Annotated in this window: 23 protein-coding genes; 9 read left to right on the top strand and 14 right to left on the bottom strand. The window is 61.0% G+C overall.

The annotated features are described in order from the left end of the window. Positions 1 to 34 precede the first annotated feature (34 nt). From mbhE to dmul_RS15050, 7 genes are all read left to right on the top strand, one after another. Positions 35 to 2,947: a hydrogen gas-evolving membrane-bound hydrogenase subunit E gene (gene mbhE / locus dmul_RS15080; protein ID WP_020877646.1), complete on the top strand. Its 2,913-nt coding sequence runs from the start codon at positions 35 to 37 to the stop codon at positions 2,945 to 2,947. A gap of 30 nt (positions 2,948 to 2,977) precedes the next feature. Then, positions 2,978 to 3,313 (top strand): sodium:proton antiporter, encoded by a 336-nt coding sequence (locus dmul_RS15075; RefSeq protein WP_020877645.1) that lies wholly within the window; start codon positions 2,978 to 2,980, stop codon positions 3,311 to 3,313. 31 nt (positions 3,314 to 3,344) lie between these two features. Then, positions 3,345 to 4,835: a complex I subunit 5 family protein gene (locus tag dmul_RS15070; RefSeq protein ID WP_020877644.1), complete on the top strand. Its 1,491-nt coding sequence runs from the start codon at positions 3,345 to 3,347 to the stop codon at positions 4,833 to 4,835. Between the two features lie 2 nt (positions 4,836 to 4,837). Then, positions 4,838 to 5,329 (top strand): Na+/H+ antiporter subunit E, encoded by a 492-nt coding sequence (locus dmul_RS15065; RefSeq protein WP_020877643.1) that lies wholly within the window; start codon positions 4,838 to 4,840, stop codon positions 5,327 to 5,329. Positions 5,330 to 5,396: 67 nt separating this feature from the next. After that, positions 5,397 to 5,672: an MrpF/PhaF family protein gene (locus dmul_RS15060; RefSeq protein ID WP_020877642.1), complete on the top strand. Its 276-nt coding sequence runs from the start codon at positions 5,397 to 5,399 to the stop codon at positions 5,670 to 5,672. Positions 5,673 to 5,682: 10 nt separating this feature from the next. Further along, positions 5,683 to 6,063, top strand: a complete 381-nt coding sequence (gene mnhG, locus dmul_RS15055; protein ID WP_020877641.1) for a monovalent cation/H(+) antiporter subunit G — start codon at positions 5,683 to 5,685, stop codon at positions 6,061 to 6,063. 33 nt (positions 6,064 to 6,096) lie between these two features. Next, a complete protein-coding gene (locus dmul_RS15050) occupies positions 6,097 to 6,603 on the top strand; it encodes an N-acetyltransferase (RefSeq protein WP_020877640.1) in 507 nt (168 codons plus the stop codon). Here the strand turns inward: dmul_RS15050 and dmul_RS15045 are convergent. From dmul_RS15045 to dmul_RS15015, 8 genes are all read right to left on the bottom strand, one after another. Continuing rightward, positions 6,594 to 7,655, bottom strand: a complete 1,062-nt coding sequence (locus dmul_RS15045) for a hypothetical protein (RefSeq protein WP_020877639.1) — start codon at positions 7,653 to 7,655, stop codon at positions 6,594 to 6,596. The genes dmul_RS15050 and dmul_RS15045 overlap by 10 nt on opposite strands. Positions 7,656 to 7,666: 11 nt before the next feature. Next, positions 7,667 to 8,866: a phosphoglycerate kinase gene (locus dmul_RS15040; RefSeq protein ID WP_020877638.1), complete on the bottom strand. Its 1,200-nt coding sequence runs from the start codon at positions 8,864 to 8,866 to the stop codon at positions 7,667 to 7,669. Further along, positions 8,838 to 9,149, bottom strand: coding sequence for a hypothetical protein (locus dmul_RS15035; protein ID WP_020877637.1), 312 nt, complete (start codon positions 9,147 to 9,149; stop codon positions 8,838 to 8,840). Before dmul_RS15035 ends, dmul_RS15040 begins: the two co-directional genes overlap by 29 nt. 184 nt (positions 9,150 to 9,333) lie before the next feature. Then, positions 9,334 to 10,056 (bottom strand): RadC family protein, encoded by a 723-nt coding sequence (gene radC / locus dmul_RS15030; protein ID WP_020877636.1) that lies wholly within the window; start codon positions 10,054 to 10,056, stop codon positions 9,334 to 9,336. Positions 10,057 to 10,124: 68 nt separating this feature from the next. Next, entirely contained in the window at positions 10,125 to 11,156 is a 1,032-nt protein-coding gene (locus tag dmul_RS15025; protein ID WP_020877635.1) for an NAD(P)H-dependent glycerol-3-phosphate dehydrogenase, read from the bottom strand. Further along, the gene (gene gyrA, locus dmul_RS15020; RefSeq protein WP_020877634.1) at positions 11,146 to 13,647 is read right to left on the bottom strand and encodes a DNA gyrase subunit A; all 2,502 of its coding nucleotides are present in this window, start codon (positions 13,645 to 13,647) and stop codon (positions 11,146 to 11,148) included. The genes dmul_RS15025 and gyrA overlap by 11 nt, the downstream gene beginning before the upstream one ends. Before the next feature lie 472 nt (positions 13,648 to 14,119). Beyond that, positions 14,120 to 14,281: a hypothetical protein gene (locus tag dmul_RS20515; protein WP_020877633.1), complete on the bottom strand. Its 162-nt coding sequence runs from the start codon at positions 14,279 to 14,281 to the stop codon at positions 14,120 to 14,122. A 157-nt stretch (positions 14,282 to 14,438) separates the two neighbouring features. Next, on the bottom strand, positions 14,439 to 15,728 hold the full coding sequence (locus dmul_RS15015; protein ID WP_020877632.1) for a thiolase family protein: 1,290 nt from the start codon (positions 15,726 to 15,728) through the stop codon (positions 14,439 to 14,441). Between the two features lie 93 nt (positions 15,729 to 15,821). On the opposite strand from dmul_RS15015, the gene dmul_RS15010 reads away from it, so the two are divergent. Continuing rightward, positions 15,822 to 16,616, top strand: a complete 795-nt coding sequence (locus dmul_RS15010) for an NRDE family protein (protein WP_020877631.1) — start codon at positions 15,822 to 15,824, stop codon at positions 16,614 to 16,616. On the opposite strand, the gene waaC is transcribed toward dmul_RS15010, so the two are convergent. The 6 genes from waaC to dmul_RS14980 form a co-directional block, all read right to left on the bottom strand. After that, positions 16,600 to 17,670 carry a lipopolysaccharide heptosyltransferase I gene (waaC, locus tag dmul_RS15005; RefSeq protein WP_020877630.1) on the bottom strand — a complete coding sequence of 357 codons (1,071 nt, stop codon included), beginning with the start codon at positions 17,668 to 17,670 and terminating at the stop codon, positions 16,600 to 16,602. The two genes, dmul_RS15010 and waaC, sit on opposite strands and share 17 nt — an antisense overlap. Further along, the gene (gene waaF / locus dmul_RS15000; RefSeq protein WP_020877629.1) at positions 17,667 to 18,749 is read right to left on the bottom strand and encodes a lipopolysaccharide heptosyltransferase II; all 1,083 of its coding nucleotides are present in this window, start codon (positions 18,747 to 18,749) and stop codon (positions 17,667 to 17,669) included. Before waaF ends, waaC begins: the two co-directional genes overlap by 4 nt. A gap of 37 nt (positions 18,750 to 18,786) precedes the next feature. Next, positions 18,787 to 19,953, bottom strand: a complete 1,167-nt coding sequence (gene lpxK / locus dmul_RS14995; protein WP_020877628.1) for a tetraacyldisaccharide 4'-kinase — start codon at positions 19,951 to 19,953, stop codon at positions 18,787 to 18,789. Then, positions 19,950 to 21,245, bottom strand: coding sequence for a 3-deoxy-D-manno-octulosonic acid transferase (locus dmul_RS14990; protein ID WP_020877627.1), 1,296 nt, complete (start codon positions 21,243 to 21,245; stop codon positions 19,950 to 19,952). Before dmul_RS14990 ends, lpxK begins: the two co-directional genes overlap by 4 nt. Further along, positions 21,242 to 22,405: an LPS export ABC transporter permease LptF gene (lptF, locus tag dmul_RS14985; protein WP_020877626.1), complete on the bottom strand. Its 1,164-nt coding sequence runs from the start codon at positions 22,403 to 22,405 to the stop codon at positions 21,242 to 21,244. The genes dmul_RS14990 and lptF overlap by 4 nt, the downstream gene beginning before the upstream one ends. A 324-nt stretch (positions 22,406 to 22,729) precedes the next feature. Then, positions 22,730 to 23,311 carry a flavin reductase family protein gene (locus dmul_RS14980; RefSeq protein ID WP_020877625.1) on the bottom strand — a complete coding sequence of 194 codons (582 nt, stop codon included), beginning with the start codon at positions 23,309 to 23,311 and terminating at the stop codon, positions 22,730 to 22,732. Positions 23,312 to 23,626: 315 nt separating this feature from the next. On the opposite strand from dmul_RS14980, the gene dmul_RS14975 reads away from it, so the two are divergent. Further along, the gene (locus tag dmul_RS14975; RefSeq protein ID WP_020877624.1) at positions 23,627 to 24,592 is read left to right on the top strand and encodes a serine/threonine protein kinase; all 966 of its coding nucleotides are present in this window, start codon (positions 23,627 to 23,629) and stop codon (positions 24,590 to 24,592) included. Positions 24,593 to 24,610: the final 18 nt, after the last annotated feature.

Here is a 24,610-nt window from a genome sequence, read left to right as displayed (position 1 = left end):
CCGTCCGCAAGGGCGATGCCGCGGAGAAAATGACATGAACGATATCGTCCCGGCCGTCTCATTGGCCTTCATCCTGGCGGGGGCCGTTCTGGCGGGGGGGTTCAGCATCGACGCCGTCAAGCGAAGGGTGTCGGTCCCGCAGATGAGCGGCATCCTGGCGCTGGCGCCCCTGGGTGCGCTGGGGGCCGTTCTGTCGAGGATCCCCGATATTCTGGAGGGCGCCGTGCTCACCTGGCGATTCTCGTGGCTCCCGTCCATCGGGGTGACGTCGGGCTTCTATGTCGACGGCCTTTCCGCGCTCTTCGCCGTTATCATCACCTTTATCGGGGTGTTGATCATTGTTTACGCGGGGCAGTATTTCAAGGGAGATCCGGGGGCCTGGCGATTTTTTTTCTATCTGCTGCTGTTCATGGGGGCCATGCTGGGGGTGGTGATGGCCGGAGACGTGATAACGCTGTTCGTCTTCTGGGAAGGGACCGGCATCACCTCCTTTCTTCTGATCGCCTACGATCCCTCCCGCCCCGATGCCCGCAATAGCGGATTCAAGGCTCTCGTCATTACGGGGGCCGGAGGCATCGCCCTTTTGATCGGGCTGCTGCTTGCAGGCGATCTTTCGGGGGGTACCGAGTGGGAAGTGATTCTGAAAGGGGGAAACCGCTTGAGAGAGAGCCCCACGTACCCGCTCGTCCTCGGGCTGACGCTGTTGGGGGCGTTCACCAAGAGCGCCCAGTTTCCTTTCCATATCTGGCTTCCCCAGGCCATGACGGCGCCGACGCCGGCGAGCGCCTATCTGCACTCGGCCACCATGGTCAAGGCCGGCATATACCTCATGGCCCGGATGAATCCGGTCCTGGGGCAGACGGAGTTGTGGTTCTGGCTGCTGACCGTCTTCGGCATGACAACCATGGTCATCGGGGCCTACCAGGGCTTCAGACAGAACGATATCAAGGCCTTGCTGGCCTACTCGACCATCTGCCAGCTGGGCATTCTCACCATGATGATCGGCCAGGACATCCCCATCGCCTTCAAGGCCATGGTCGTGGGCGTGGCCGCGCATGCCATGTACAAAAGCGCCCTGTTTCTGGTGGCGGGCATTCTGGATCATGAAACCGGGACCCGGGATATCCGCCGCCTGGGCGGGCTTTGGCGACGGATGCCCGCAACCTTCGGGATCGCTCTGGTGGCCGCTCTATCCATGGCAGGACTCCCCCCCCTCTTCGGGTTTCTCGCCAAGGAGACCCTTCTGACCGCTACCGTCCATCCTTCCGTTCCCGAAAACCTGGCCTGGGTGTTGCCGGCCTCGACGGTGATTGCCGGCGCATTGATATTGGCCCAGGCGGGGATGCTCATATGGGATGTTTTCTGGGACCGTCCAAAGGATTCGACCGTTCAGGGGCATGAAGCCCCGATCCTGATGCTGCTGGCGCCGGCCCTCCCGACCCTGATGTCCGTGTCCGACGCCCTTTCGCCGGATCCCGAGGCCGAAGCCCTGCTGCTGGCCCGGGCGGCGAGTGCGGCCTACGGCGCCGATGTCAAGGTGTCGCTTCACATGTGGAGCGGGCTGAATGTTCCCATGGCGCTCTCGGCGGCGGCGGTCGGCACCGGGCTGATCCTTTTCGTTCACCGCAGACGGCTTCGAACGTTCCAGGCGCGGATCGGCGGCCGCTTTTCCATGAACATCCTGTATGAAGTACTGTTTCGGTGCATCGATGCGGCCGCCGGCCTTGCCGTCCGTCTTCAGGTCGGTCGTCTCCGGTTTTACCTCTCGGCGATCATCGGGGCGACCGCCCTTCTCGTCTTCGGCCTGAGCGGTGTTCGACTGCCCCCCGTCACCGACATGTTTCACCGCTGGCCTCATCTCGATTTTGCGGGAGAATTGTTATACCTGAAGATTTTTGCCCTGGGCCTGACGGTGGGGACGGCCCTGGGGAGTGTTTTTCTCCAGCGGGATTTCTGGGCCATTCTGGCGGCGGGAGCCTCCGGCCTGGGGATGGCGCTGCTGTTGGTGCTGGAACCGGCGCCCGACGTCGCGCTGGTGCAGATCGTGGTGGATATCCTGACGCTGGTGATCCTTGTCCTGGCCTTGACGCGGATTCCTTTCGGACAGCGCCGGACGGCCCACGAGGTCACGTTCAAACAGACCCCTTACGGCTTGGTGCGGGACACCCTCGTGGCCGTGTTCAGCGGACTCGTCGTCATGATCATCACTTTTGAGGCGCTCTCCGCCAGGCCCCGCGACAGCGTTCTCACCCCGTATTTCACGGCCAATGCGGAAACGCTGACCGGCTCCAAGAGCATTGTCGGCGCCGTCATCGTCGATTTCCGGGCCCTCGACACCCTGCTCGAGATCACCGTGTTCAGCATCGCCGGCCTCGGCATCTTCATGCTCCTTCGACACGCCGCTCAAAAGCACAACGACACCTTCGCCCGGGCGGGCGGGGATCTGGCGGAGGTGACGGCCGTAGGGGTCGGCGTGCAGGGGCGGCCGGTATCCCCCTTCATCCGGACGCTCGCCTATCTGATCCTGCCCATTGCCATGATCATCGGCGCGCTCCATATCCTTTACGGCCACGACCAGCCCGGCGACGGATTTACGGCAGGGGTCATCGTCAGCCTTGCCGTGAGTTTCTGGTATGTGGTGTTCGGTTACCGTGAGACCCGACGGATGCTGCCCTGGCTTAAACCTTCCCTGTTCATCGGGATCGGCGTTCTGCTCATTCTGTTGTCCGGCGCCGTCGGAGCCGGGGTGAAGGGCAGCTTTCTGGCGGGCGTCGATTTCGGCCACGCACTGGGGATGACGCTTCCCCGGGGTGTTCACCTCGGTACGTCGCTGATTTTCGAATTTGCGATCTGCCTGAGCGTGGTGGGCAGCGTCGCCCACATGGTGAACACCCTGGGAATCCCAGACCAACGGCGTTCGGAGGGGACGGATGCGACTGACGAATAATTTTCTTTCTCGGCAGCAGGGAGGTGCGGCATGGAATTTCTGACGGCTTTGTCCATCGGGGCGTTGTTCGGCATCGGTATTTTTCAGGTTCTGAGGCGTAATCTGATCCGTTCGGCCATCGGACTGATCCTCCTGACCAATGCGGTCAATCTCTTTCTCCTTTCCGCCGGGGCTTATGACGGTTTCGTGCCGGCTTATGTAAACGCGCCGCCGGGAACGGCGAGCGACGCGCTGCCCCAGGCGCTGATTCTCACGGCCATCGTCATCAGCATGGGGGCGACAGCCTTCATGTTCGCCGTCATGATCGTGATCTCGGGCCGATACCGGACGAGTGACGCCGATCAAGTGAACGGCCTCAGGCAATGACGCTGATGGGAAAAATCTTCGGAGGATCCCGATGAATCCCTCGCAACTGGTGCTTCTCCCTATCCTGATTCCCCTGACCGGCGGGGTCGTCGCGCTGCTCCTGCGCAGCCGTCCCCGTCTTCAGCGGTTCTGGAGCCTGGGGGCCATGACGGGGGCCCTGGCCGGAAGTCTTGCGCTTTTCGCCGAGGTGTGGGAGAGGGGGGCGCCGGTGGTCTGCCAGGTCGGGGGATGGCCGGCGCCCTTCGGCATCGCCCTTGTGGGTGACGGGCTCTCGGCACTCTTCGTGGTGATGACCTTCATCGTCATGGTCACGGGGGTGATTTACGCCATGGGGAGCCGCGATGTCGTGGTCCGTTATCCAGCCTTCCATCCGCTCTTTCTTTCCCTCGCGGCGGGTCTGGCCGGGGCCATCCTGACTGGAGACCTCTTCACCATGTACGTCTTTGCCGAACTTCTGGTGATCTCCGGAACGATGCTCACCGCGGCATCTGACGATCCCTTCGGGGTCGAGGCCGCTTACAAATACTACTACATGAGTCTGACGGCATCCTTTTTCATGCTGCTGGCGATCGGTTGTCTCTATGCCGCCTACGGCACCCTCAACATGGCCGACCTGGCCCGACGGATTGCGGCCGACCCTTCGCAACCGTTGCTTCTCCCGGCCGTGGGTCTGTTGACCGCGGTCTTCATGATCAAAAGTGCCGTGTTTCCTTTCCATTTCTGGCAGCCGGACTTTCATTCGGCCGCCCCCACCGCCGTGAGCGCCATGCTTTCCTCGGTGGTCGTGAAATTCGGTGTTTACGGTTTTTTTCGGATGACCACGCTCCTGTTCGTCGTGCATGCCCCCACGATCCGAAGCCTTCTTCTGGTCCTCGGGGCGGCGGGGATTCTGTTCGGCGGTCTGTCGGCCGCCGGCACCCGGAACCTGAAGCGGATGCTCGCCTATTCCACCATCGCCCAGGTGGGGTTCATCCTGGTGGGCATCGGCTGGGGAACGCGCATGGCCCTTGCCGCTGCCGTGGTCTTTGCCGTCAACCACAGTATGATCAAGGCGGCTATGCTGATGCTCGCCGGTGCCGTGGTCAGTCGCGCTCCGGTCAAATCCGCCGCCTACAATGTGATCGACGGCATAGGGCGTCCGATTTTCGGGGCGAAGCTGCTTTTTTTTCTGGGCGGGATGGGATTGGCCGGGATTCCGCCCACCAACGGCTTCATCGGCAAGATGCTCCTGTTTCGGAGCGGTGCTGCGGAAGATCGATTCGGGATGCTCGTCATCATCGGTGCCGCAGGGACGTTGACCCTGGTCTATACCATGCGGGCGTTCCAACGGGTCTTCTGGACGCCGGCGTCCGAAGAAGGCTTGGCCAAACCGGTGGGAGACAGGCTGCTGGCGCCGGCCTTGCTTATCGGATTGGTCGTCCTGCTGGGCCTCTGGGCCGAGCCCCTGGTGCGCTGCGCCGGTGATGCCGCTCAATGGATGACCACCCCCATGGTCTATGTCCAGGCGGTGCTTGGAGGATAACGATGACCTGTTACATGCGGATTTTAATCCCCTTACTGGTGGCGTATCTGGTGTTGTCCGCGAATCTGGAACCGGACAACGTCATTCTGGGAACGGCCATTGCCGCAGGGGTGATGGCGCTCCTCCCCCGTCTGTCGGGTGAGCGGAAATGTACAGGATTTCTGACGGCGGTCCCGGCAATCGTTCAGTACGTCGGCATACTCGGTTTTGATCTCCTGAAAAGCGGGATCCAGGTGGCCGGAATCGTCCTTTCGCCTGAAATGCCCATCCAGCCGGGAATCGTGGCGGTGCCGTCGGATTGCCGGTCCGACCTGGGGAGAGCCCTCAGCGCCCATGCCGTCACGCTCACGCCCGGACAGTTGGTGGTGGGCATCGGCAGAGACGGCGTCATGTACACCCATTGTCTGAACGTCTCCGCAGCCGCCGAGGGGCTTTTCCGAGCCCAGAAAACCCGGGAGGCGCTTCTTCATCGCATCTTTCTGTCGCCGCCCTGAAGAGCGTTTTGAAGCGCCGGAAACGGGGACCTTCCGGGGGAGCGGGTCCTGCCGGAAAGGAAGACATATGACACCGGTTTTCGATATCATATTATACATTTCCCTGTTGATTCATGTTATTCTGATGGGAATCGCCCTGCGACATCTGTGGGGCGGTGAGAACGTCGTCGACCGCCTGATCGGCTTCGACCTCCTGGGCACACTGACCCTGGCGGTGCTGGTGCTGGTTTCCCTCATCTACCGACAGAGCGTCTATATCGACGTGGCGCTGGCCCTGGCGGTGCTGAGCTTCGTGGGGAGCGTGGCCCTGGCGAAATATCTGGCGGACGATAAAATGTTTTAAAGGAGCGGACATGGACAGTGACATCCTTCAATACCTCGCCGCCGCCGCTGTCGTCGTCGGGACGTTTTTTTCGATAGTCGGCGTGCTGGGGTTCATCCGCCTGCCCGACGTTTACACCCGGCTGCACGCCACGGGGAAGGTCGGGGTCTTCGGGGTGGTCTTTCTGCTGATTGCCGCGGTGATCCACACCCCCCTGGGATGGGGAAAGGGGCTTTTTCTGGTCTTCTTTCTTCTGGTGACCGGGGCGGTGACCGCCCATGCCCTGGCCTCGGCCGCCTACCACCTCGGTCTTCCCATGAAGGGGGAGATGGAAGGGGATCGCGGCGTCGATCCGGCGGGGCCGGAGGAGCGCGGCGCCGCCGACCCGCGGCCGTATAACCGGAAGCCTTGAGTTCCGACCTTGCTATGGAGCATCGTATCGAAAATGATCATCAGAAAAGCCGTCATCAATGATGTCCCCCGGATCCACCGCCTGCTTCAGTATTACGGCCTGAAGGGGGAACTGTTGCCGCGTCCCCTCAGCCGGCTTTACGATCATCTTCGGGATTTCTGGGTGTGCGAGGATGACGAAGGCGGCGCCGGCATTGTCGGGTGTTGCGCACTGCAGTTTTGCTGGGCAGACCTGGCGGAGATCCGGTCGCTGGCGGTCCTGCCCGAGTTCGGAGGGCGGAAGATCGGGACGCGACTGACTGAGAAGGCCCTTGACGAAGCCCGGCGTTACCGCATCCGGCGTGTATTCACCCTGACCTATCGGCCGGGGTTCTTCAGGCGGCTCGGGTTCGTACCCATTGACCGTGCGGCGTTGCCCCTCAAAATCTGGAGCGATTGCATCACCTGTGTCCAATTTCCCAACTGCGATGAAAACGCCATGATTCTGGCGCTTGGGAACGACACCCCGGACAGCGCCGAAGAAAGCAGCGATCAGGAATAAATGATGTTGAGCGGCAGCGGCGGGTACTGGCGAACCCCAGGCTTGGGAAGAACCTGCTGGGCGTCAACGCTGAGCCAGTTCAGGTCGGGCTTGATCTCCCGGAGTTTGCCGTCCTCCGGCGGTCGTGCGGGATTGTTGTAGGCATAGGAGGCCTGGAAAATGCAGATGCCGCCGCCGCCCTCCCTGGCCGTGACATAATGTTTTTTGAAAGAGCGGATATTGATGTTTCGGGTTTCGGATATCTGTCGGATTTCTTCTTCAGAGAACTTCATCAGCACCGTTTTGGAGACCCCCCGCTCGGAAAAACGCATCAGCGCCCGGGATTCGCTGCTCCCGGCGTAGATGGTGCTGATGCAGGGAATCCGGCGGAGATACTGGGCGGCCACGCACGCGGCGGTCCGCCGTCCGCCGACCATGACCGGCAGCCCGTAGTATTCGAAAAATTTTTTCTGGATGTCCTCGGCGTACTTGTCCCCTTTTTCATAGAGATCCTTGGATATGTAGCGGAGGTGTTGGGCGAGGTTTTCGGCCGCATCGGCGATGGGCCAGTCGATGCGGACGTGGAAATGAGAAAGAAGATACCGGTTTTTGGATCGGCTTGCGGGGTCCCGCTGGATCAAAAGCGCGTAATCGACCGGGAGGAGAATCCTCAGAAAATCAGTGAAACGGGCCGATTCCAGGTATTTGTGATATCGATCGAACTCACCGCTCAGGGGAAGGGCTTTCGTCCGGAGGAGATTCCCTTTGGTGGTCTTGTTGGCATCGAAAAATCGGATATACTTCTTGAGAATGTCGGGTATGGTGTCTTCCACGAAGATGACGAGAAAGGCGTTCTGGCATTTGTATTCCACGTCAGGGAGGATGGCGCGGGGCTTGAGTTCCCGCTTTTCCACGAATGGGTATGCCTCTCCCTGATCGCAGAAATTCCGGTAGGATTCGATGAGCCCGTATTCGATCATGTACTGATCCATCTCATCCCGCAGCAGTTCGTAATACGACCGACGCAGCCGGTTCTCCTGACTCAGTTCCTCCCGGACGCTCCAGAATGCCAAAAGCCGCCCTCCTATGCCGCGGGGTTGGTGTCGACCGCCTCCAGAGCCTGGATCGCCGGCAGGGGATTCCCCTCCAGGAGTGTGAGAAACGCTCCTCCCCCGGTGGAGATATAGCCGATTCGATCGGTGACGTCGGCTTGGTGGACGGCGGCGTTCGTGTCGCCGCCCCCCACGATGGTCAGGGCGTCCAGGCCGGCGATGCATTCGGCGATGGCCGTGGTGCCCCGGCTGAAGGGTGCCATCTCGAAGGCGCCCATGGGTCCGTTCCAGACCACGGTGCCGGCATCCGCGAGGGCTTCGGCATAACGGCGGGCGGTCTCGGGACCGATGTCCAGGGCCATCCATCCCGACGGAATTTCTCCGGCCGGCACGATCCGGGTCTCGGCTCCGGGGTCGAAGCGGTCCCCTGCAATCACGTCCACCGGCAGAAAGAGCCCGATGCCCTTTTGGGCGCAGGTCGCCTTCAGGGTTCCCGCGGCCGCTACCATGTCGTCCTCAACCAGAGAGGCGCCCACATCGACGCCTGAGTGTTTCAGAAACGTGTTGGCCATGGCCCCGCCGATGATGATCCGATCCACCTTTTCGAGCATTCGTTCGAGGGCTGCGAGCTTGCTGGACACTTTCGCGCCGCCCACCACGGCCACCAGCGGGCGTCGTGGATTGTTCATGGCCTTGCCGAAATACTCGAGCTCTTTCTGCAGGAGAAAGCCGGCAACGGAAATCGGCGCAAACCGTGTAACGGCCGCAACCGATGCATGGGCACGGTGGCAGACGGCAAAGGCGTCGTTGACGTAGACGTCGCACAGGGCGGCGAGGGCCTCGGCAAAGACCGGATCGTTTTTCTGCTCGCCCTCGTGATAGCGGAGGTTTTCCAACAGCACGACATCACCGTCGGCCATGCCGTCGACAGCGGCGGCGGCGCCGGGTCCGATGCAGTCCTCGGCCAGGCGGACCCTCCGTTCGAGCAGTAACGTCAGCCGTTCGGCCACCGGAGCAAGGCTGAATTCCGGTACCCGACGTCCTTTGGGCCGCCCCAGATGGGAGGCGACAATCAACCGGGCACCGTGCTCCACGACATATCGAAGCGTCGGCAGAGCGCCCTGGATGCGCGCATCGTCCGTGATCCGGCCTTCCTTGTTCAAAGGGACGTTGAAGTCCACCCGGACGAGTACGCGTTTGCCGTCAAGATCGATCGATTGAATGGTTTTCACGATCCTCTCCTTTGTTGGATGTGCTCTGTTTCATTCGGCGATGAATCGCCTTCTTTCTCGACCAGCGTTCGAAGAAGCCCATGGTGCCCGATGCGTAGGCCCGATCGATCTTTTCGTCGCGGACCGTCATTCCCCGGGCGCCTTTGAGAGCATTTCTAAGGCATTCGGTCTTGTGGGGGCAGGCCAGACAGGCATCCGGTGATGCCCGAAGACCGTCCTGCGCCATGGGGAAGACGGTGTCGAGGTCTCCGTAGCAGGATGGGCGTTCCGTTGATATTTTCATGATGATCTGCCTCCGACGTCGCGGCGTTTAGGAATCGGCGGTTCTCTGAAAAATTCGGTGATTGCCCCGGGTCGATCTCCTGTCGTCGGAGCCAGCCCCGATTACGCCGAATTAATTGGAACTTTCATGCCTGAATCCCGAACGTTTCGTGAATCCTTCCGGAGGTTGACTTCCGGCGGATCCATCAGGCGCCATATCGCTCGAATTCCCGATTCATGTCCGCGATGTAGCCCTCGTCGGCGAAGCTGAAGTAGCGGTTGTCGCCGATGACGAGGTGCTCGTGAACCGTGATGCCCACCACCTTGCAGGCGAACAGGAGCTGCCGGGTAATGGCCACGTCCTCGGGGGACGGCTTGGGGTCCCCGGAAGGATGGTTGTGGGCGAAAATCAGCGCCGCGGCGCGGTGCGTCAAGGCCTGTTGCACGACCTCGCGGGGGTAGACGGCGCCCGAGGTAAGAGTGCCCTCGAAAAGAGTCTCCGCAGCCAGGATCTGGTTTCGGACGTCCAGATAGATGACCTTGAACCGTTCGCGGTGCTTGTCTTTCATGTTGTAGTAAAGATAGTCGAACACCTCCCGGGCGTTTCGGATCGGGTCTTTCCCAAGCATCCTTTCCTTGAGGAAACGATCGGCCACCTCCTTGATGAGGCGGATGCCGAAGATGTTGACGGGGCCGAGGCCGTCGATTTCGCAGAGTTCACCGGGGGATGCTTCCAGGACCCCCTGGAGGGTCTTGAATCGTTTCAGGGCGGCCTTGGCGATCTCCTTGCAATCCCGTCGCGGGGTGGCCAGGGTCAGGAGCAGTTCGATGACCTCGTAATCGTGAAACCCTGAAAGCCCCGAATTGAGAAAGCGTTCCCGCAGACGCCTTCTGTGGCCGTCGCCCTTGTGCGTCTTCCGTTCAGCCATGACGCCTTTCCCGGCCGGTTTCGTCGGGTCGGATCCGGCAGGCGCGGATACCCGCCGGCATGGGGCGCTCAGGATTCATCCAGCTCATCTCTGAGGTCCCGGGTCATGAGGCGATGGAGGGCCTCCTTCGGCGGCACGTTTTCGTATAGGATGTGGTAGATTTCATGGCATATCGGCATCTCCACCCCCAGCTTTCGTGAAAGGTTGTAGACCGATTTCGCGGTCTTGACCCCTTCGGCCACCATCCGCATTTCAGCGAGGATTTCCGTCAGTTTCATACCCTGCCCGATTTTTTTTCCCACCGTGTGGTTTCGGCTCAGATCTCCGGTGCAGGTCAGCACCAGGTCGCCGATGCCCGCCGTTCCGGTGAAAGTTCTCGGGTTGGCGCCCATCTTGACGCCCAGGCGGCGCATCTCCGTGAGCCCCCGGGTGATGAGGGCCGCTCGCGTGTTGAGGCCCAGCTCCAGCCCGTCGAGAATGCCCGCGGCGATGGCGATGACGTTCTTGACGGATCCGCCCAACTCTACGCCGATGAGGTCTTCATTGGTGTAGACCCGGAAAACGGGGGTTGCGAAGACCTGCTGGACAAAGGCGGCCACGGCCTTGTCCTTGGCTGCCACTGTCACCACCGTAGGGAGGCCCATAGCCACCTCCCGTGCGAAACTGGGTCCGGAGAGAGCGGCGAGATGGGATTCGGGAATACGGTTCAATGTTTCCCTGAGGATGCCAGACATGGTCAGGTGCGTCAGATTTTCGATGCCTTTGGATGCCGATACCACGACGCTTTTCTCGGAGACGATGTCGGCGATCTTGAGGGATACTTCCCGCATCACGTGGGATGGGACCACGATCAGGATGAGGTCCTTATCGGATGCGACAGCCGATAGATCATTGGAGGGGAAGAGATTCTCCGACAGCGGGATGCCGGGCAGAAAGAGCGTGTTTTCCCGCTCCCGGATAATGGCGTCTTTCACCTCCGACTCGAACACCCAGAAATCGACGGGATATCCCTTGGTTCCCAGAAGGTTGGCCAGGGCGGTTCCCCAGGAGCCGCCGCCGATCACGCCGATTTTTGCTTCATGAACGTCTTTAATCCTCATCGCTGTCGATTTCCCCCTCTTCTTCCGCATCGTCCGAAGACGGTGTCTCGGCGTCTTCTTGTTCGGCGAGCCGGGCTGCCCCGATAACCCGCTCTTCGATGTCCAGATCCATCAGTTTTACACCCTGGGTGTTTCGGCTGATGACGGAGATGCCGGAGACGGGCATGCGAATCAGCTTGCCGCTGTCGGTCATGAGCATGAGTTCGTCCTCTTCCGCCACCAGAAGAATGGCGATGACCTGTCCGTTCCGTTTGCTGGTCTTGATGGTGATAACCCCCTTTCCACCCCTTCGCTGGATCGGATATTCGTCGATGAGGGTCCGTTTGCCGTAGCCGTTCTCCGTTGCGGTGAAGAGCGTCTGGCCGTGACTCAGCACCTCCATGCCGACGAGGATATCGTCGGCGGCGAGGGTCATGCCCCGGACACCCCTGGCCGTGCGGCCCGTGGGGCGGATTTCCGATTCATGGAAGCGGATCGACTTTCCGGATGCAGACCCCAGAAAGACGTTGTTGGTGCCGTCGGTGATTCGGGTTCCGATCAGTTCGTCTCCGGGCGCAAGGGCCAGCGCGATGATGCCGCCGGCTCTGGGCCGACTGAAGGCCATGATATCGGTCTTCTTGATGACGGCCTGGCGGGTCGCCATCATGATGTAGGATCCCGGCTGGAATTCAGGTACGGCGAGCACGGTGGTCAGCTTTTCACCGGCCTCGAAATTGAGAAGGTTCACGATAGCCCTTCCCTTGCTGGCGCGGCCGGCCTGGGGGATTTCATAGACCTTGCACCAGTAGACCTTTCCCTGGTTGGTGAAGAAGAGGAAAGTGTGGTGGGTGGAGGCGACGAAAAGATGCTCGACGAAGTCTTCCTCCCGCGTCCCCATGGCGGTCTTGCCCTTGCCCCCCCGGCGCTGGCTTTGATAGAGGGTGATGGGGTTCCGTTTGATATATCCGGCCTTGGAGATGGTCACCACCATGTCTTCTTCGGCGATCATATCCTCCATTGTCAGCTCCCGGACGGCCTCGATGATCTCCGTGCGGCGGGCGTCGCCGAAGTTTTCCTGAACCTCGGCGAGCTCGTTTTTGATGATGTCGAGGACGATACGCTCGCTGGCGAGGATTTCCTTGAACCAGTTGATGTCCTTGAGAATTTGAGCGTACTCCTCGAGGATCTTCTCCTGTTCGAGTCCGGTCAGCCGCTGGAGCCGCATATCGAGGATGGCCTGTGCCTGGAGAGCGCTGAGACCGAAGCTCTCCATGAGGCGATCCTTGGCTTCCCTGGCCGTGTTCGATGCGCGGATCAGGGCCACCACGTCGTCCAGGTTCTCGAGGGCGATCTTGAGGCCTTCCAGGATATGGGCCCGTTCCTCCGCTTTCCGGAGGTCGTAACGGGTCCGCCGGACAATGACCTCCTTGCGGTGGAGGATGAACTGCTCCAGCAGCTCTTTCAGGGTGAAGAGGCGGGGCCGGTTGCCCGCAACCGCCAGAAAGATGATGCCGAAGCTCGATTCCATCTGGGTGTGCTTGTAAAGCTGGTTGATGATGATTTCGGGGACCTGATCCCGCTTGAGCCCTATGGCGATACGCATACCATCGCGGTCCGATTCGTCACGGACGTACCGGATTCCCTCGATCTGTTTGAGCTTTATCAGTTCGGCGATTTTTTCGATCAGCCGGGCCTTGTTGACCTGGTAAGGGATCTCGGAGACCACGATGGTCTGATGGCCGCTCTGCCGTTCCTCCTCCACCGTCACCCTCGCCCGCATGCGGATGATGCCCCTGCCTGTACGGTAGGCCTCCCGGATGCCCTGGGTCCCGTATATGAATCCGGCCGTCGGAAAATCGGGCCCGGGAATATGCCGCATCAGTTCGTCGCAGGTGATGTCGGGGGCGTCGATGAGTGCCGTGAGGGCGCTTGTGACCTCCGTGAGGTTGTGGGGCGGTATGTTGGTGGCCATGCCCACGGCGATTCCCGAGGAGCCGTTGATGAGGAGACACGGGATGCGGGTCGGCAGCACCGACGGTTCGGTGAGCGATTCGTCGTAGTTGGGTGCGTAGTCGACCGTATCCTTTTCCAGGTCCGTCAGCATCTCATGGGCGATTTTGGCCATGCGGATCTCCGTGTATCGCATGGCGGCGGCGCTGTCGCCGTCAATGGAGCCGAAATTGCCCTGACCGTCAACGAGAGGGTAACGGAGAGAGAAATCCTGGGTCATACGCACGATGGTGTCGTAAACAGCCGTATCGCCGTGAGGGTGGTATTTACCGATGACGTCGCCGACGATGCGGGCGGACTTTTTGTAGGGTTTGTTCCAGTCGTTGTTCAGATCGTTCATGGCGAACAACACGCGACGGTGAACCGGCTTGAGGCCGTCCCGAACGTCCGGCAACGCTCGACCGATGATGACGCTCATGGCATAGTCCAGATAGGACTGCTTCATTTCGGCTTCGATGCTGATTTCGGGCATATTTTCAGTGGTTTCCCCAGTGAGTTCCATAGATGTCCTGCTAATGGATGTCCTGACGGATAGATGTCCTGCGAGACGTCCTCAATCCTCTTGAAACGACGCACGCCCTACCATGGTCGGGCGACTGATCCTTTCACTGCATTCAAGCGGCAGTGAAATGCATTGTTCAAAAGGTTTCGTCGTTCCCGGCGACACTGTTCTCCGGTCGACATCTCTAAAGTCGAAAGGTTGAGTTGAACAATCGAAACATGTGATTATATGATCAATCGATCATGGGTTCAAGGATTATTTGCAGGGAAAGTACAGCGGGTGGCGGCAGGACCGACGGGGCGGAGACAAGCCCTGAAACCGCCGAAAGGGGGAAAAGTCCCCCATGACGGTCCTGAAACAGGCGGATGATCCGCTGATCGCTCGCCGAGAATGCGGTGGTGGAAAACCCCTGGCGTTGTACTGACGGATGTCCCGGATTCGAGTGGTCTGGGATTGGGTCGCCGTCCGCCGATCAGTTTTTGCTGAGAAATGCGCCTGCGGTCAGCAGCAGGATCGCCTCGTAGATGATCACCGGTGTGAAGCTGTGGCCGAAAACGGCAAAAAGAATTCCCCCGCCGATGATGGCCGGGACGCCGCAAAAAACCAAAATCCCCATCTTCCTGCTGATGCTCATGTCAATCTCCTCTAAATCGATTTTCGCTGCTCCAACGGGTTTTTAATGGGTAAGAACCCCAATAGATCACCGAGAGTATTAGCAACAACAGGTGATGAAGTAAAGCGAAAAAAGGCCGGCCGCCCCACCCATCACCTGTTCCCAATTCAATCGACGCCTATACGCGCTCGACGATCATGGCCATTCCCATGCCGCCCCCGATGCACATGGAGATCAGGCCGGTTTCCAGGTTTTCCCGGCGCATGTGATGGATGCAGGTCACCATCTGACGGGCGCCGGTGCAGCCGATGGGATGGCCGATGGAGATGCCGCTGCCCAACTGGTTGGGTTTTTCGACGGGGATGTCGAGTTCCCGCATGCATCCGATGGCCTGAGCCGCAAACGCCTCGTTCAACTCGATCATCTGGATGTCGTTCAGGGTCATGCCGGTGGTTTTCAGCACCTTTCGAATCGCCGGCACCGGCCCCAGGCCCATGTATGCCGGATCCACGCCGCCGCCGGCGAAGGCCTTGATCCTGACGATGGGCTGAAGTCCGAGGGCTTTGGCCTTTTCGGGGGTCATCATGAGCACCGCGGCGGCGGCGTCGTTGATCCCGGAGGCGTTTCCGGCGGTGACGGAGCCGTCTTTCTTGAAGGCCGGCTTCAGTCTGGCCATCTTCTCGAGGGAGGTGTCCATGGGGCGTTCGTCCGTGTCGAAAACCACGTCGCCCTTGCGGCTCTTGATGACCACGGGCACGATCTCTTCCTTGAAAAGGCCGTCGGTGATGGCCTTGCGGGCCCGATTATGGCTCAGTACGCCGAGTTCGTCCTGCTCCTCACGGCTGATGCCGTAAAGTTTGACGATGTTTTCGGCGGTCATGCCCATGTGATATCCGTAAAAGATTTCATAGAGTCCGTCGAAAACCACCAGGTCCGTGACCTCTCCCGCGCCGGTCAGTTCCATACGATAGCCCCACCGGGCTTTGGGCAGAGCCATGGGAGCCATGCTCATGTTTTCCTGACCGCCGGCCAGCACGACTTCCGCCTGACCGGACATGATGGCCGATGCACCGACGGCGATGGCCTTGAGCCCGGAACCGCAGACCTTGTTCAAACTCATGGCCGGCGTCTCCTTGCAGATGCCGGCCCGGATCATGGCCTGACGGGCGGGATTCTGACCCTGGCCGGCTTGCAGGACGTTTCCCATGATGACCTCGTCGATGACTATCGGCGTGGCGCCGTCGTCCCAGTCCGCAGCCTGTTTTTCAAGGTCAACGGGCCCCTGGTCCTTCAGTTTCTCCGGAACGCCCGCTCTCATGTCGTCGCTCAGCACGGGCTTGAGATTCGCCTTTTTCAGGACGTCTTTCATGACCAGTGCTCCCATATCCACCACCGAAACGGTTTTGAGCGATCCTCCGAAACTGCCTACAGCGGTCCGCGAGCCGCTGACGATAACGACTTCGTTCATGTGCACTACTCCCTTGTTGGATGTAAATAAGGACTTAACAAACAAAAAATCTTTTAGTAACATAATTCAAAACTGAAGGTCAATGGTGATGCTATGTGTTTGATTCTTTTTTCATATGCGGACCACCCGGACTACCGTCTGATCCTGGGTGCCAATCGGGATGAGTTCCATGAGCGCCCCACGGCACCCCTGGGATATTGGGAGAGTGGTGCCGCAGGTCCCGTCTCCGCCTCGGTGCTGGCCGGCCGGGATCTGCGGGGGGGCGGAACGTGGATGGGGGTGACCCGTGCCGGTCGGTTCGCGGCCCTTACCAATTTCAGGGATCCTTCGGCCAATCGTAACGGGGCGCCGTCCCGGGGCGTCCTTGTGAAGGACTTTCTGACGGGTCATGAACCCCCTCTGCCCTACCTCACGCGCATCATGCGGAATGGGGCGTCCTACAACGGATTCAACCTTCTGGTCGGGGATCGGCGGGATCTCTTCTGCTATTCAAGCCGGCGGGGCGAGATCCAGGTCGTGACGCCGGGCATCCACGGCCTCAGCAATCGGTTTCTGGATTCACCCTGGCCCAAGGTCGATCGGGGGAAGGCCGCAATGGCGCAGGTCTGTTCCAACGGGCGGATCACGTCGGAAGCGGTTTTGAGGATCCTCGAAGACCGGCGCCGTCCTTCCGACGACCTTCTGCCGGAGACGGGTGTCGGGCTTGAATGGGAGCGGATCCTTTCTTCCATGTTTATCGTCTCCCCCACATACGGCACCCGATCCTCGTCTGCGTTGCTCGTCGGCAACGGCGGCGAGATCCGTTTTGTGGAGCGGACCTTCATTCCCGACGGCGATGAATCCCGGGCAGTGATGACCCGCCGGTTCAGGTTCACAATCGACGAATAGGTTTCATCCCGGGTCGGGTCACGGCCTTCAGGACGGCATCCACGTCCAGGCCGGTCATGCAGAGGTGATCCCCCCGGGGGCAGGAGCGTTTGAAGCACGGGCTGCAGGAAGGCCCCAGCCGAACCACCGCATGCCCTGGACCGAAGGGGCCGGTCCGCCACGGGGCTGTGGGGCCGAAGATGGCGACAACGGGGGTTTCCACCGCCGCCGACAAATGCATGGGGCCCGTATCCGTTGAAATCACCATTCGGGCCCGCCGGTAAAGGGCGGCCAGGGTCCGCAAAGTGGTCTGTCCCGTCAGGTCGCCTGCCTTCCGGCGCATTCGGGACAGGATATCCGCTACTGTCGGCCGGTCGTCGGGACCCCCGGTGAAAACGATGTCGACGCCGTGGTCGTGAATGAGGCGGTCGGCCAGAGCCGCGAACCGGTGGTTGGGCCACAGCTTGGTCTTCCACTGGGCCACGGGATTGACCGCCACCAGGGGCCGATCCCCGGCGATGCCCGCCTGCTTCAGCAAAGCCGCCGCCGCCTCGTGATCCACTGCATCCATAGGGAGCCGATAGACGATCCGGGAAGCGGGAACACCCAGCGCCCGGAGGAGCATCAGATTCCGCGAGAGGGCGTGGTGCTCCATGGAGACGCTTGGGATACGTCGATTGAGAAAGAGGTAGCTCATCTCCATGTGCTGCATGCCCGGACCGAAGCCGACCTTGACGCCGCCTCGGGCCAGTGCCGTCACGGCCCCGCTTTTGAGGAGCTGCTGAAAGTCGATGACCAGATCGTATCGGGTATCTCTGAGATCGCGCAGGAAGCGGCCGATCTCACGAAGCGTCTCTTGTCGTCGATATCCCGATCGCAGCGCTTCCGCCCACCGTTTCCGACCGGAGACGATCACCCGATCGAGGGCCGGGTGTCCCTTGACGAGTGGAGCGGCGGCCTCCTCCGCCACCCAGGCGATGTGCGCGCCGGGATAGTGCGCGCGGAGAGCGTTTACGGCCGGCAGGGTGTGGATGACGTCGCCGATGGCGCTGAGTTTGACGATCAGAATCTTCACCCGCGACCGCCTTCCTCGTCAATGCCGAGAAACGGCACGGCCTCGCTCAAAACCCGTTCCACCGTCACCGCCTGCATGCATCCATGCCGCTCCAACCCGTCCGCGATGGGGCATTCGGGCATCATGCAGGGGCTGCACGGTATCGGCACCCGGACCATGCGGCTGCAGGGGCCCGACGGAGACGTCGTGGTCGGGTCGGTGGGGCCGAAAATCGCCACCAGCGGAATATCCAGGGCATCGGCAACGTGCATCAAACCGGAATCGTTGGTGATGAAAACACGGCACCGTTCAATCAGGGCGACGGCCTCGCGCAGGGTGGTCCGACCGGCCAGATTGATGCAGCTCCCGCCGATGTCCCGCTGGATCCCGTCACCCAGGGCCGTCTCTCCCGGTCCGCCGAAAACGGCGATGGGCAGAGCGGGGTAATGCGCCGCGATGCGCCGGCCCAGTTCGACAAACCGTTCCCCCGGCCACCGCTTGGCGCCGCCGAAAGCCGCGCCGGGATTGAGGCCAATGATGCCGTCCGTACGGATTGCGCCGGCTTTTTTCAGGATTCGTGCGGCTCGGACCCGTTCGGCGGGCGACACCCAGAGGCTTGTCTCCCTCCCGAAGGTGCGGAGGCCGGCGCCTTCCAGCACGCCCAGGTAATAGTCGATCTGATGCCTTCGCTTGAGGCGGCGTGTCATGGGCACGGCATGGGTGAGCAGCAGCGTCCGTCCGTCGGTGGCATAACCGAGCCTCCGGGGTATTCCCGCGAGCCTTGCGATGAGGGCCGCTTCGAAGGCGTTCTGGACCAGAACCGCCAGATCGAAACCGACGGATCGAAGCTCTCCGCAGAGTCGAAGAATGCCCGGGAAACCTTCATGCCGTCCCCGGGCGTCGTAAGAGATGATCTGGTCGACGTCGGGGCTGTTCTCAAAAACGGGCGCCACCCACGGTTTGGCCAGAACATGGATCTCCGCCTGGGGAAAGTTGTGTCTCACCGCCCGGATCATGGGTGTGCTCATTACGGCGTCCCCCACCCAGTTGGCGGCGCGGATCAGAATGCGGCGGATGTCTTCGGGTGCGATGGTATTCATGGATGTGTCCTTCGGGTCCCGGCGTTGACGGCGCTGTTCAAGCCGGTGCTGAGGGGTTGACGGGCGGGGATTCCGGGATGCCTAAGCGGCTGCGGACAAACCGGCGGAAGGCCGGGTTCTCAGCCCCGAAATCCATCTCTATGCCGATGACGAAAAGATCGAGGGGCCATGTAAACCCTCGGTCCATCCGGGCGTAGTCCTTCTCCGTGGTGACGATGCCTCCGGCTCCGGACGAGACCGCTGCGGCCGACAGATCCGTCAGGTCCGAGGGGGTGTAAGCATAATGGTCTGGAAAACCCGCCTGGCCCGTCACCTGAAATCCCAGGGACTGCGCGGTGAAAATAAAGGTTTCGTTTCGGGCGATGCCGGAAAAGGCGAAGACGGCAGGTCGCCGGTCGATCGCTTCGGGACGGACCGGACCGGGCTCGTCCGGAACCGGAGCTGAATACCGCACGATCTTGCGGACGAACGGCCGATGAACGGTCCGAAAGAGGGGGCATCCGAGGACCCCTCTTTCAATCTCCCGGGCGGCCGGAGAGACCCCCGGATCGCAGCGTGTCAGGATCACGGCATCGGCCCGCTTCAGGGCGGAAAGAGGCTCCCGGAGCGGTCCCCGGGGCAGTACACGGCCGTTGCCAAAAGGCGCCCGGGCGTCCAGAAGCAGGAGGTCAAGGTCCCGGGCAAGCCTGAGGTGCTGGAAGGCGTCGTCCAGAAGAAGGATCTTCGCGCCGAATCGACGGACGGCTGTCATGCCGGCTGCGTACCGATCTCGGCCCACGATCACCGGCACGCGTCGTTGGGCCGCCGTGAGGGTTTCGGCCATCATGAAGGGTTCGTCCCCGGCCGTCGCGGCATCCATGAAAAGGGTTTCCCCGTCGCTGACAACGCCGCCTTCGGCTTCCGCTTTCCCCCGGTAGCCGCGGCTCACAATCACCGTGGGGATGCCGGCATCCGCAAACTCCCCGGCCAGCCGGAGGGTCATGGGCGTTTTCCCGGTTCCGCCCACGGTGATGTTGCCTATGGAGACCACCCGGCAAGGCAGCCGCCGCGATCGCCTTCGGTCGGCGGCATACCAGAGGGCCCGCCGGACCATCGCCGTTTCATAGAGACGGGCGACCGCCGACAGTCCGAGGGCCGGGAGCCCCGACGCCATGGGGCCGTCGTTTTCAATGGCGGCCAGAATCGCTCGACGAAGCGTGCTCATGCGGTTATGCCTTCCGTGATCAGTGCCGCCGTTCGGTCGACGGCCCCCCGGTTGACCAGTACGGTTTCACGGGCCGCCTGGCCCATGTCGGCCCTGCGGGTTCGGTCCTCCAGGAGTGCCTGCAGGACCTCGGCAAGCCGCATTGGGTCCGGTATTTCCAGGGCGCCGCCCCCCGCGATCAGAAGATCGGCGATTTCCCTGAAATCGCTCATATAGGGGCCGAAGAGAACGGGCACGCCGACGGCCGCAGGCTCCAGCGGGTTGTGGCCGCCCCGGTTCACCAGGCTGCCCCCCACCACGGCCGCCTCGGCCAGGGCGTAAAGGCGCTTGAGGAGGCCGATTCGGTCTATCACCACAACGTCCAAGCGTTTATCGCCACCGTTTTCGAGCTGACTCAGGGTTTCGGTCTCGATTCCGGCTGAAGCGAAGATTCGCCGGACCCTCCCGGCCCGGTCGGGGTCCCGGGGGGCCGAGATCAGGCACAGGTCCGGATAAACGGCCTTCAGCCGTAGGAAAGCCGTCTTCAGTACCTGCTCCTCTCCGTCGTGGGTCGATCCGGCCACCACGATGCGCCTTTCCGGAGCGATCTTCAGGGCTCGTCGCATCCGTTGCCGTTCGGTTTCGGGGATGTCGGGGATGGGCTGATCGAACTTGATGTTTCCCGTCCGGATAATGCGCTCGGGCGATACCCCCAGCGCCGTCCATCGGAGACCGTCCTCCGCCGACGGTACCCCGATTTTCGTAAGGGCGCGGAACATCGGGCGGGTGAGGAACGACAGCCGCCGGTATCCCGCGCAGGAACGACTGGAGATCCGGGCGTTGACGAGAAACACCGGAACGGCGCGTCTGTGCATCTGTTCCAGGAAATTGGGCCAGAGATCCGTCTCGACGATCACCATGACATCCGGAGAGACCCGGCGGACCAGCCTGGAGACCGAAAAGGGGAGATCGTAGGGAAAAAAGAAAAGAGCCTGGACAATACCGTCCAGGAGGCGCCGGGCCGTTAAAAATCCTGTTCGGGTCGAGGCCGAGAAAAAGATGTCGTGGTCGGGGAATCGGTTTCGGAGGCACATCGCCAGCGGGACGGCCGATGTCACCTCTCCCACGGAAAGCGCGTGGATCCAGATCCGCCTCCGGCCGGAACCGCTTTTTTCCGGTGTCGGCGGCAGTCCCCGCAACCCCAGGCGCTCCAGAGCGGTGGCCCGCCGCTTCCCGGAGCAAAGCGCCAGGGGCAGGGCCAGCGGGAGTCCGCAAAAAGCCCCGAGGCCGAGAACGATATTATAGAGTATCATGCCTTTCGCAGCCATGCGAAGATTTGGGGGAGAAGGTCAATGTAGATGGGACGCCCCTTCACGGTTCTGGCCAGCAGGTACCCGCCGAACCCGCCGGTGACGATATTGGGGAGCCACATGCCGATAGCCGGCGGATAGGCGCCGGTTTCGCCGAAGACCATACCGGCGGAAAGCAGAAGATAATAACCCAGGAAGAGAAGGAAGCCCAGGGCGAACCCGAAGGATTTGCGGGCGGATTTGGACTGGACCCCCAAGGGAATTGCCAGAATGCCCAAGGCGAAGCAGGCGACGGGAATGGAAAACTTCTTGTGGAGTTCTATCAGGCATCGGTAGTAGCGGACATCTTTTGACGAGGCGGCTTGCAGATACGCCCACAATTCGGTGAGGTGCATTTCGCGCTCGTTTTTGGGTTCGTCGGAGATGTTCTCCATGGCCTGCTTGAGGTCGAGTTGGATGTCGTAGGTGTCGAAGTGAACGGTGTTGACGGATTTTTTCCGGAGATCCACCTGGTTGATGGTGCCGTTGTGGAGCCGCATGTGGAAGAGAAGATTGTCGGGATCGCTGCCCATTTTCCCCAGCGGAGCGACCACCGTGACTGCGGTGTCCGGGTTGCGTTCGTCCTGGATGAAGACGTCGATGAGTTCCTTTCTTTTCAGGTCGATCTCGTTGACGTAGAGCATGACGCCCTTGAAGGCGTTGTTGAAGGTCCGCTCCTTGAGGCCGATATCGACATTGGATTTGGCGATCTCGATAGTGAGCGTCTTCAGGGCGGTGCGGCTCCAGGGTTGTCCGTAGACGGTCATGAGGCCGGTGATAATCGATCCCGCCAGACAAAAGGCGAAGACGGCCGGCAGCAGCTGGTATATGCCGATGCCGCTTGATTTGAGGGCGATGATTTCGTTGTCTCCGGACATACGGAGAAAGGTCAGAAGGACGGCCATCATTACCGACATGGGAAGGATAAAGATGAGGAAATAGGGCATGGAGTAGGCGAGTATCCTCAGTACCGCCCACAGGCCCACCTTATAGTTGACGATCATATCGGTGATGTCGAGGATCTCGGTCAGAAGAAATACGAACATGAAAAACAGGACGTTGACGGCAAAGGGCGGGAACATCTCCTTCAGGACGTAACGGGTGATGAGGGCATTGTATTTCATAAAAGTGAAGATGTCTCCGCGGTTGGTGCGACATCGCGTGCGGCCGAGCCGGTATGCGTTCAGAAGATTTACTCGACGTTCGATGTTAATGGGGCGGTGGTGCCGGAAAGGCGGCCCACGCCCACGCAGTTGCATCAGGAGCTGAGGCGGATTGAAGGCGGGCGCTTGCGGGGCGTTTATCCCCTTTCAGCCGGCCTCAGCCGCTTTCCGGTAAACATCACCAAAAATCGAATATTGAAATTTACCTTAATGAGCTTCGTCGTCCAAGTCAATACCGCCGACGCCGTGGTGTGCATTCCGATCCCTCGTCTGCCGGCGGAACAGCTAATCCCGATCGGGCATGAGGGGTTTGCCGATGCCGAAAGCCTTGCCGATCTGCCGCCCCACTGTGTGGTAAAGACTCACTTCGGGGCTGAAGACCAGTGGACGGATTTTTTCGATGTCGGGCTTTCCGTCGGCGTTCAACGCCGATGCATCCACCTTGACGTCCAGGATTTCCCCCACGAACTGGGTGTGGGCGCCGATGTCGAAGGTATGGATCACCCTGCACTCAAGAACCATCGGGAACTCCGCCACGTAGGGCGCGTTCACGACGTCGGACTTTACGGCCGTGAGGCCTGCCGCTTTGAACTTGTCGGTTTTCCGGCCGGAGGCCATGCCGAAAAAATCCGCCGCGGCCGCATGGTGTTCTCCAGGTACGCTGAGGGTGTAGGCGCCGGTTCGCACGATATTCTCGTAGGTGTAACGGGACTTTCTGAGAGAGATGGTCACCGCCGGCGGTTTGGAGCAGCAGATACCGCCCCAGGCGATGGTCATGACGTTGGGTCGTCCGTCCGTATCGTAGGAGCCGACGCACCAGACCGGCGTCGGAAAAATAAGGGTGTTCGGACCGAATGATGTTTTCATGGTGGGGAACCTCCGGATCAGATGGTTTCCAGGGTATTCATCCTCCCTGCTGTCGATCGGTTGTCACGATGAAGCCTGTGCTCGCCTTGATGGACAGGCCCCTGCGATGGTATTGCGGGTTACCATAGCGCCTCTTGCGGCGGATGTCAAAACGATGTCGCCGACGCCTTGATTTTCGAGGCGTTCCATCATAACATGGCATCCGATTTTTGGATTTGAACCCGGAGCGACCCGGATCCCCTTGGGGTTATCGGCAACGGCACACGGCCTCAGAGCAGGCGCGTGGACCCAATTCAGGAAAGAACTTTACAGCTTATGGACAGTTTTTCAGATTTGACGCCCCATCGATTTCTGCCGGCCCTCGAGGCCGCCATCGGCACGGAATTGACGGCCCTGGCGCGACCCTTCAGGAGTTATATCAACCGTGTCTACGAGGTCCAGGCAGAGGACGGGACCCCCTATATCGCGAAATTCTATCGGCCGGGCCGATGGTCCCCCGGCGCTCTCCAGGACGAACACGACTTTCTGGCCGACTGTGCCGAGATCGACATTCCCGTGGTCTGCCCAATATCCCTTCAAAACGGCCGGACCCTGGCCCATCTGGGAAGGATCTCCTTTGCGGTCTTTCCCAAAAAGGCGGGGCGTCGGTTCGATATCGAGGATGAGGAGAGCTGGCGACGGGTGGGGGTGCTGCTGGGGCGGCTTCACAATGCCGGGCAGAAGCGGCCGGCTCCCGAGAGGCAGGTCCTCCTGCCCGGGACCACCACGGCTGCCTATGCGAGGTATCTGGCGGCGGAGGCGGTGACACCGACCTATCGGGATACGTACCGGGACATCTGCGACCGCATCATCGACGCCCTGGCCCCTCGCTTCGAGGATCTCGAAATGATCCGCATCCACGGTGATTTCCATGCCGGCAACATTCTCAACCGACCGGACGACGGCCTCATGGTGATCGATTTCGACGACATGATGAACGGTGTTCCGGTCCAGGATTTCTGGCTGCTCCTGCCGGACCGCTACCCGGCTTCCGACCGTTTTTTGCAGCTGTTGCTTTCGGGGTATCGTCGGTTCCGCGACGCGGATCACCGCTGGGCGTTTCTGATCGAGGGACTGAGAGCCATGCGGATGATCTATTTCACGGCCTGGTGCGCCATGCAGCGGGCCGACGCCCGGTTCCAGGCCGAGTATCCGGACTGGGGCGGCGACCGGTTCTGGGCCCAGGAAATCGGTGACCTGAGAGCCCAGTATGCCTTCATGATGGCGGCGCTGTCGCCGTAAGCGGTGCAGGCGGCGGGA

It is taken from the genome of Desulfococcus multivorans (assembly GCF_001854245.1).
In the GTDB taxonomy this organism is placed as follows: Bacteria; Desulfobacterota; Desulfobacteria; order Desulfobacterales; family Desulfococcaceae; genus Desulfococcus; species Desulfococcus multivorans.
The sequence above is the reverse complement of the archived record's forward strand: the minus strand, read 5'-3'. Positions and strand labels throughout refer to the sequence as shown.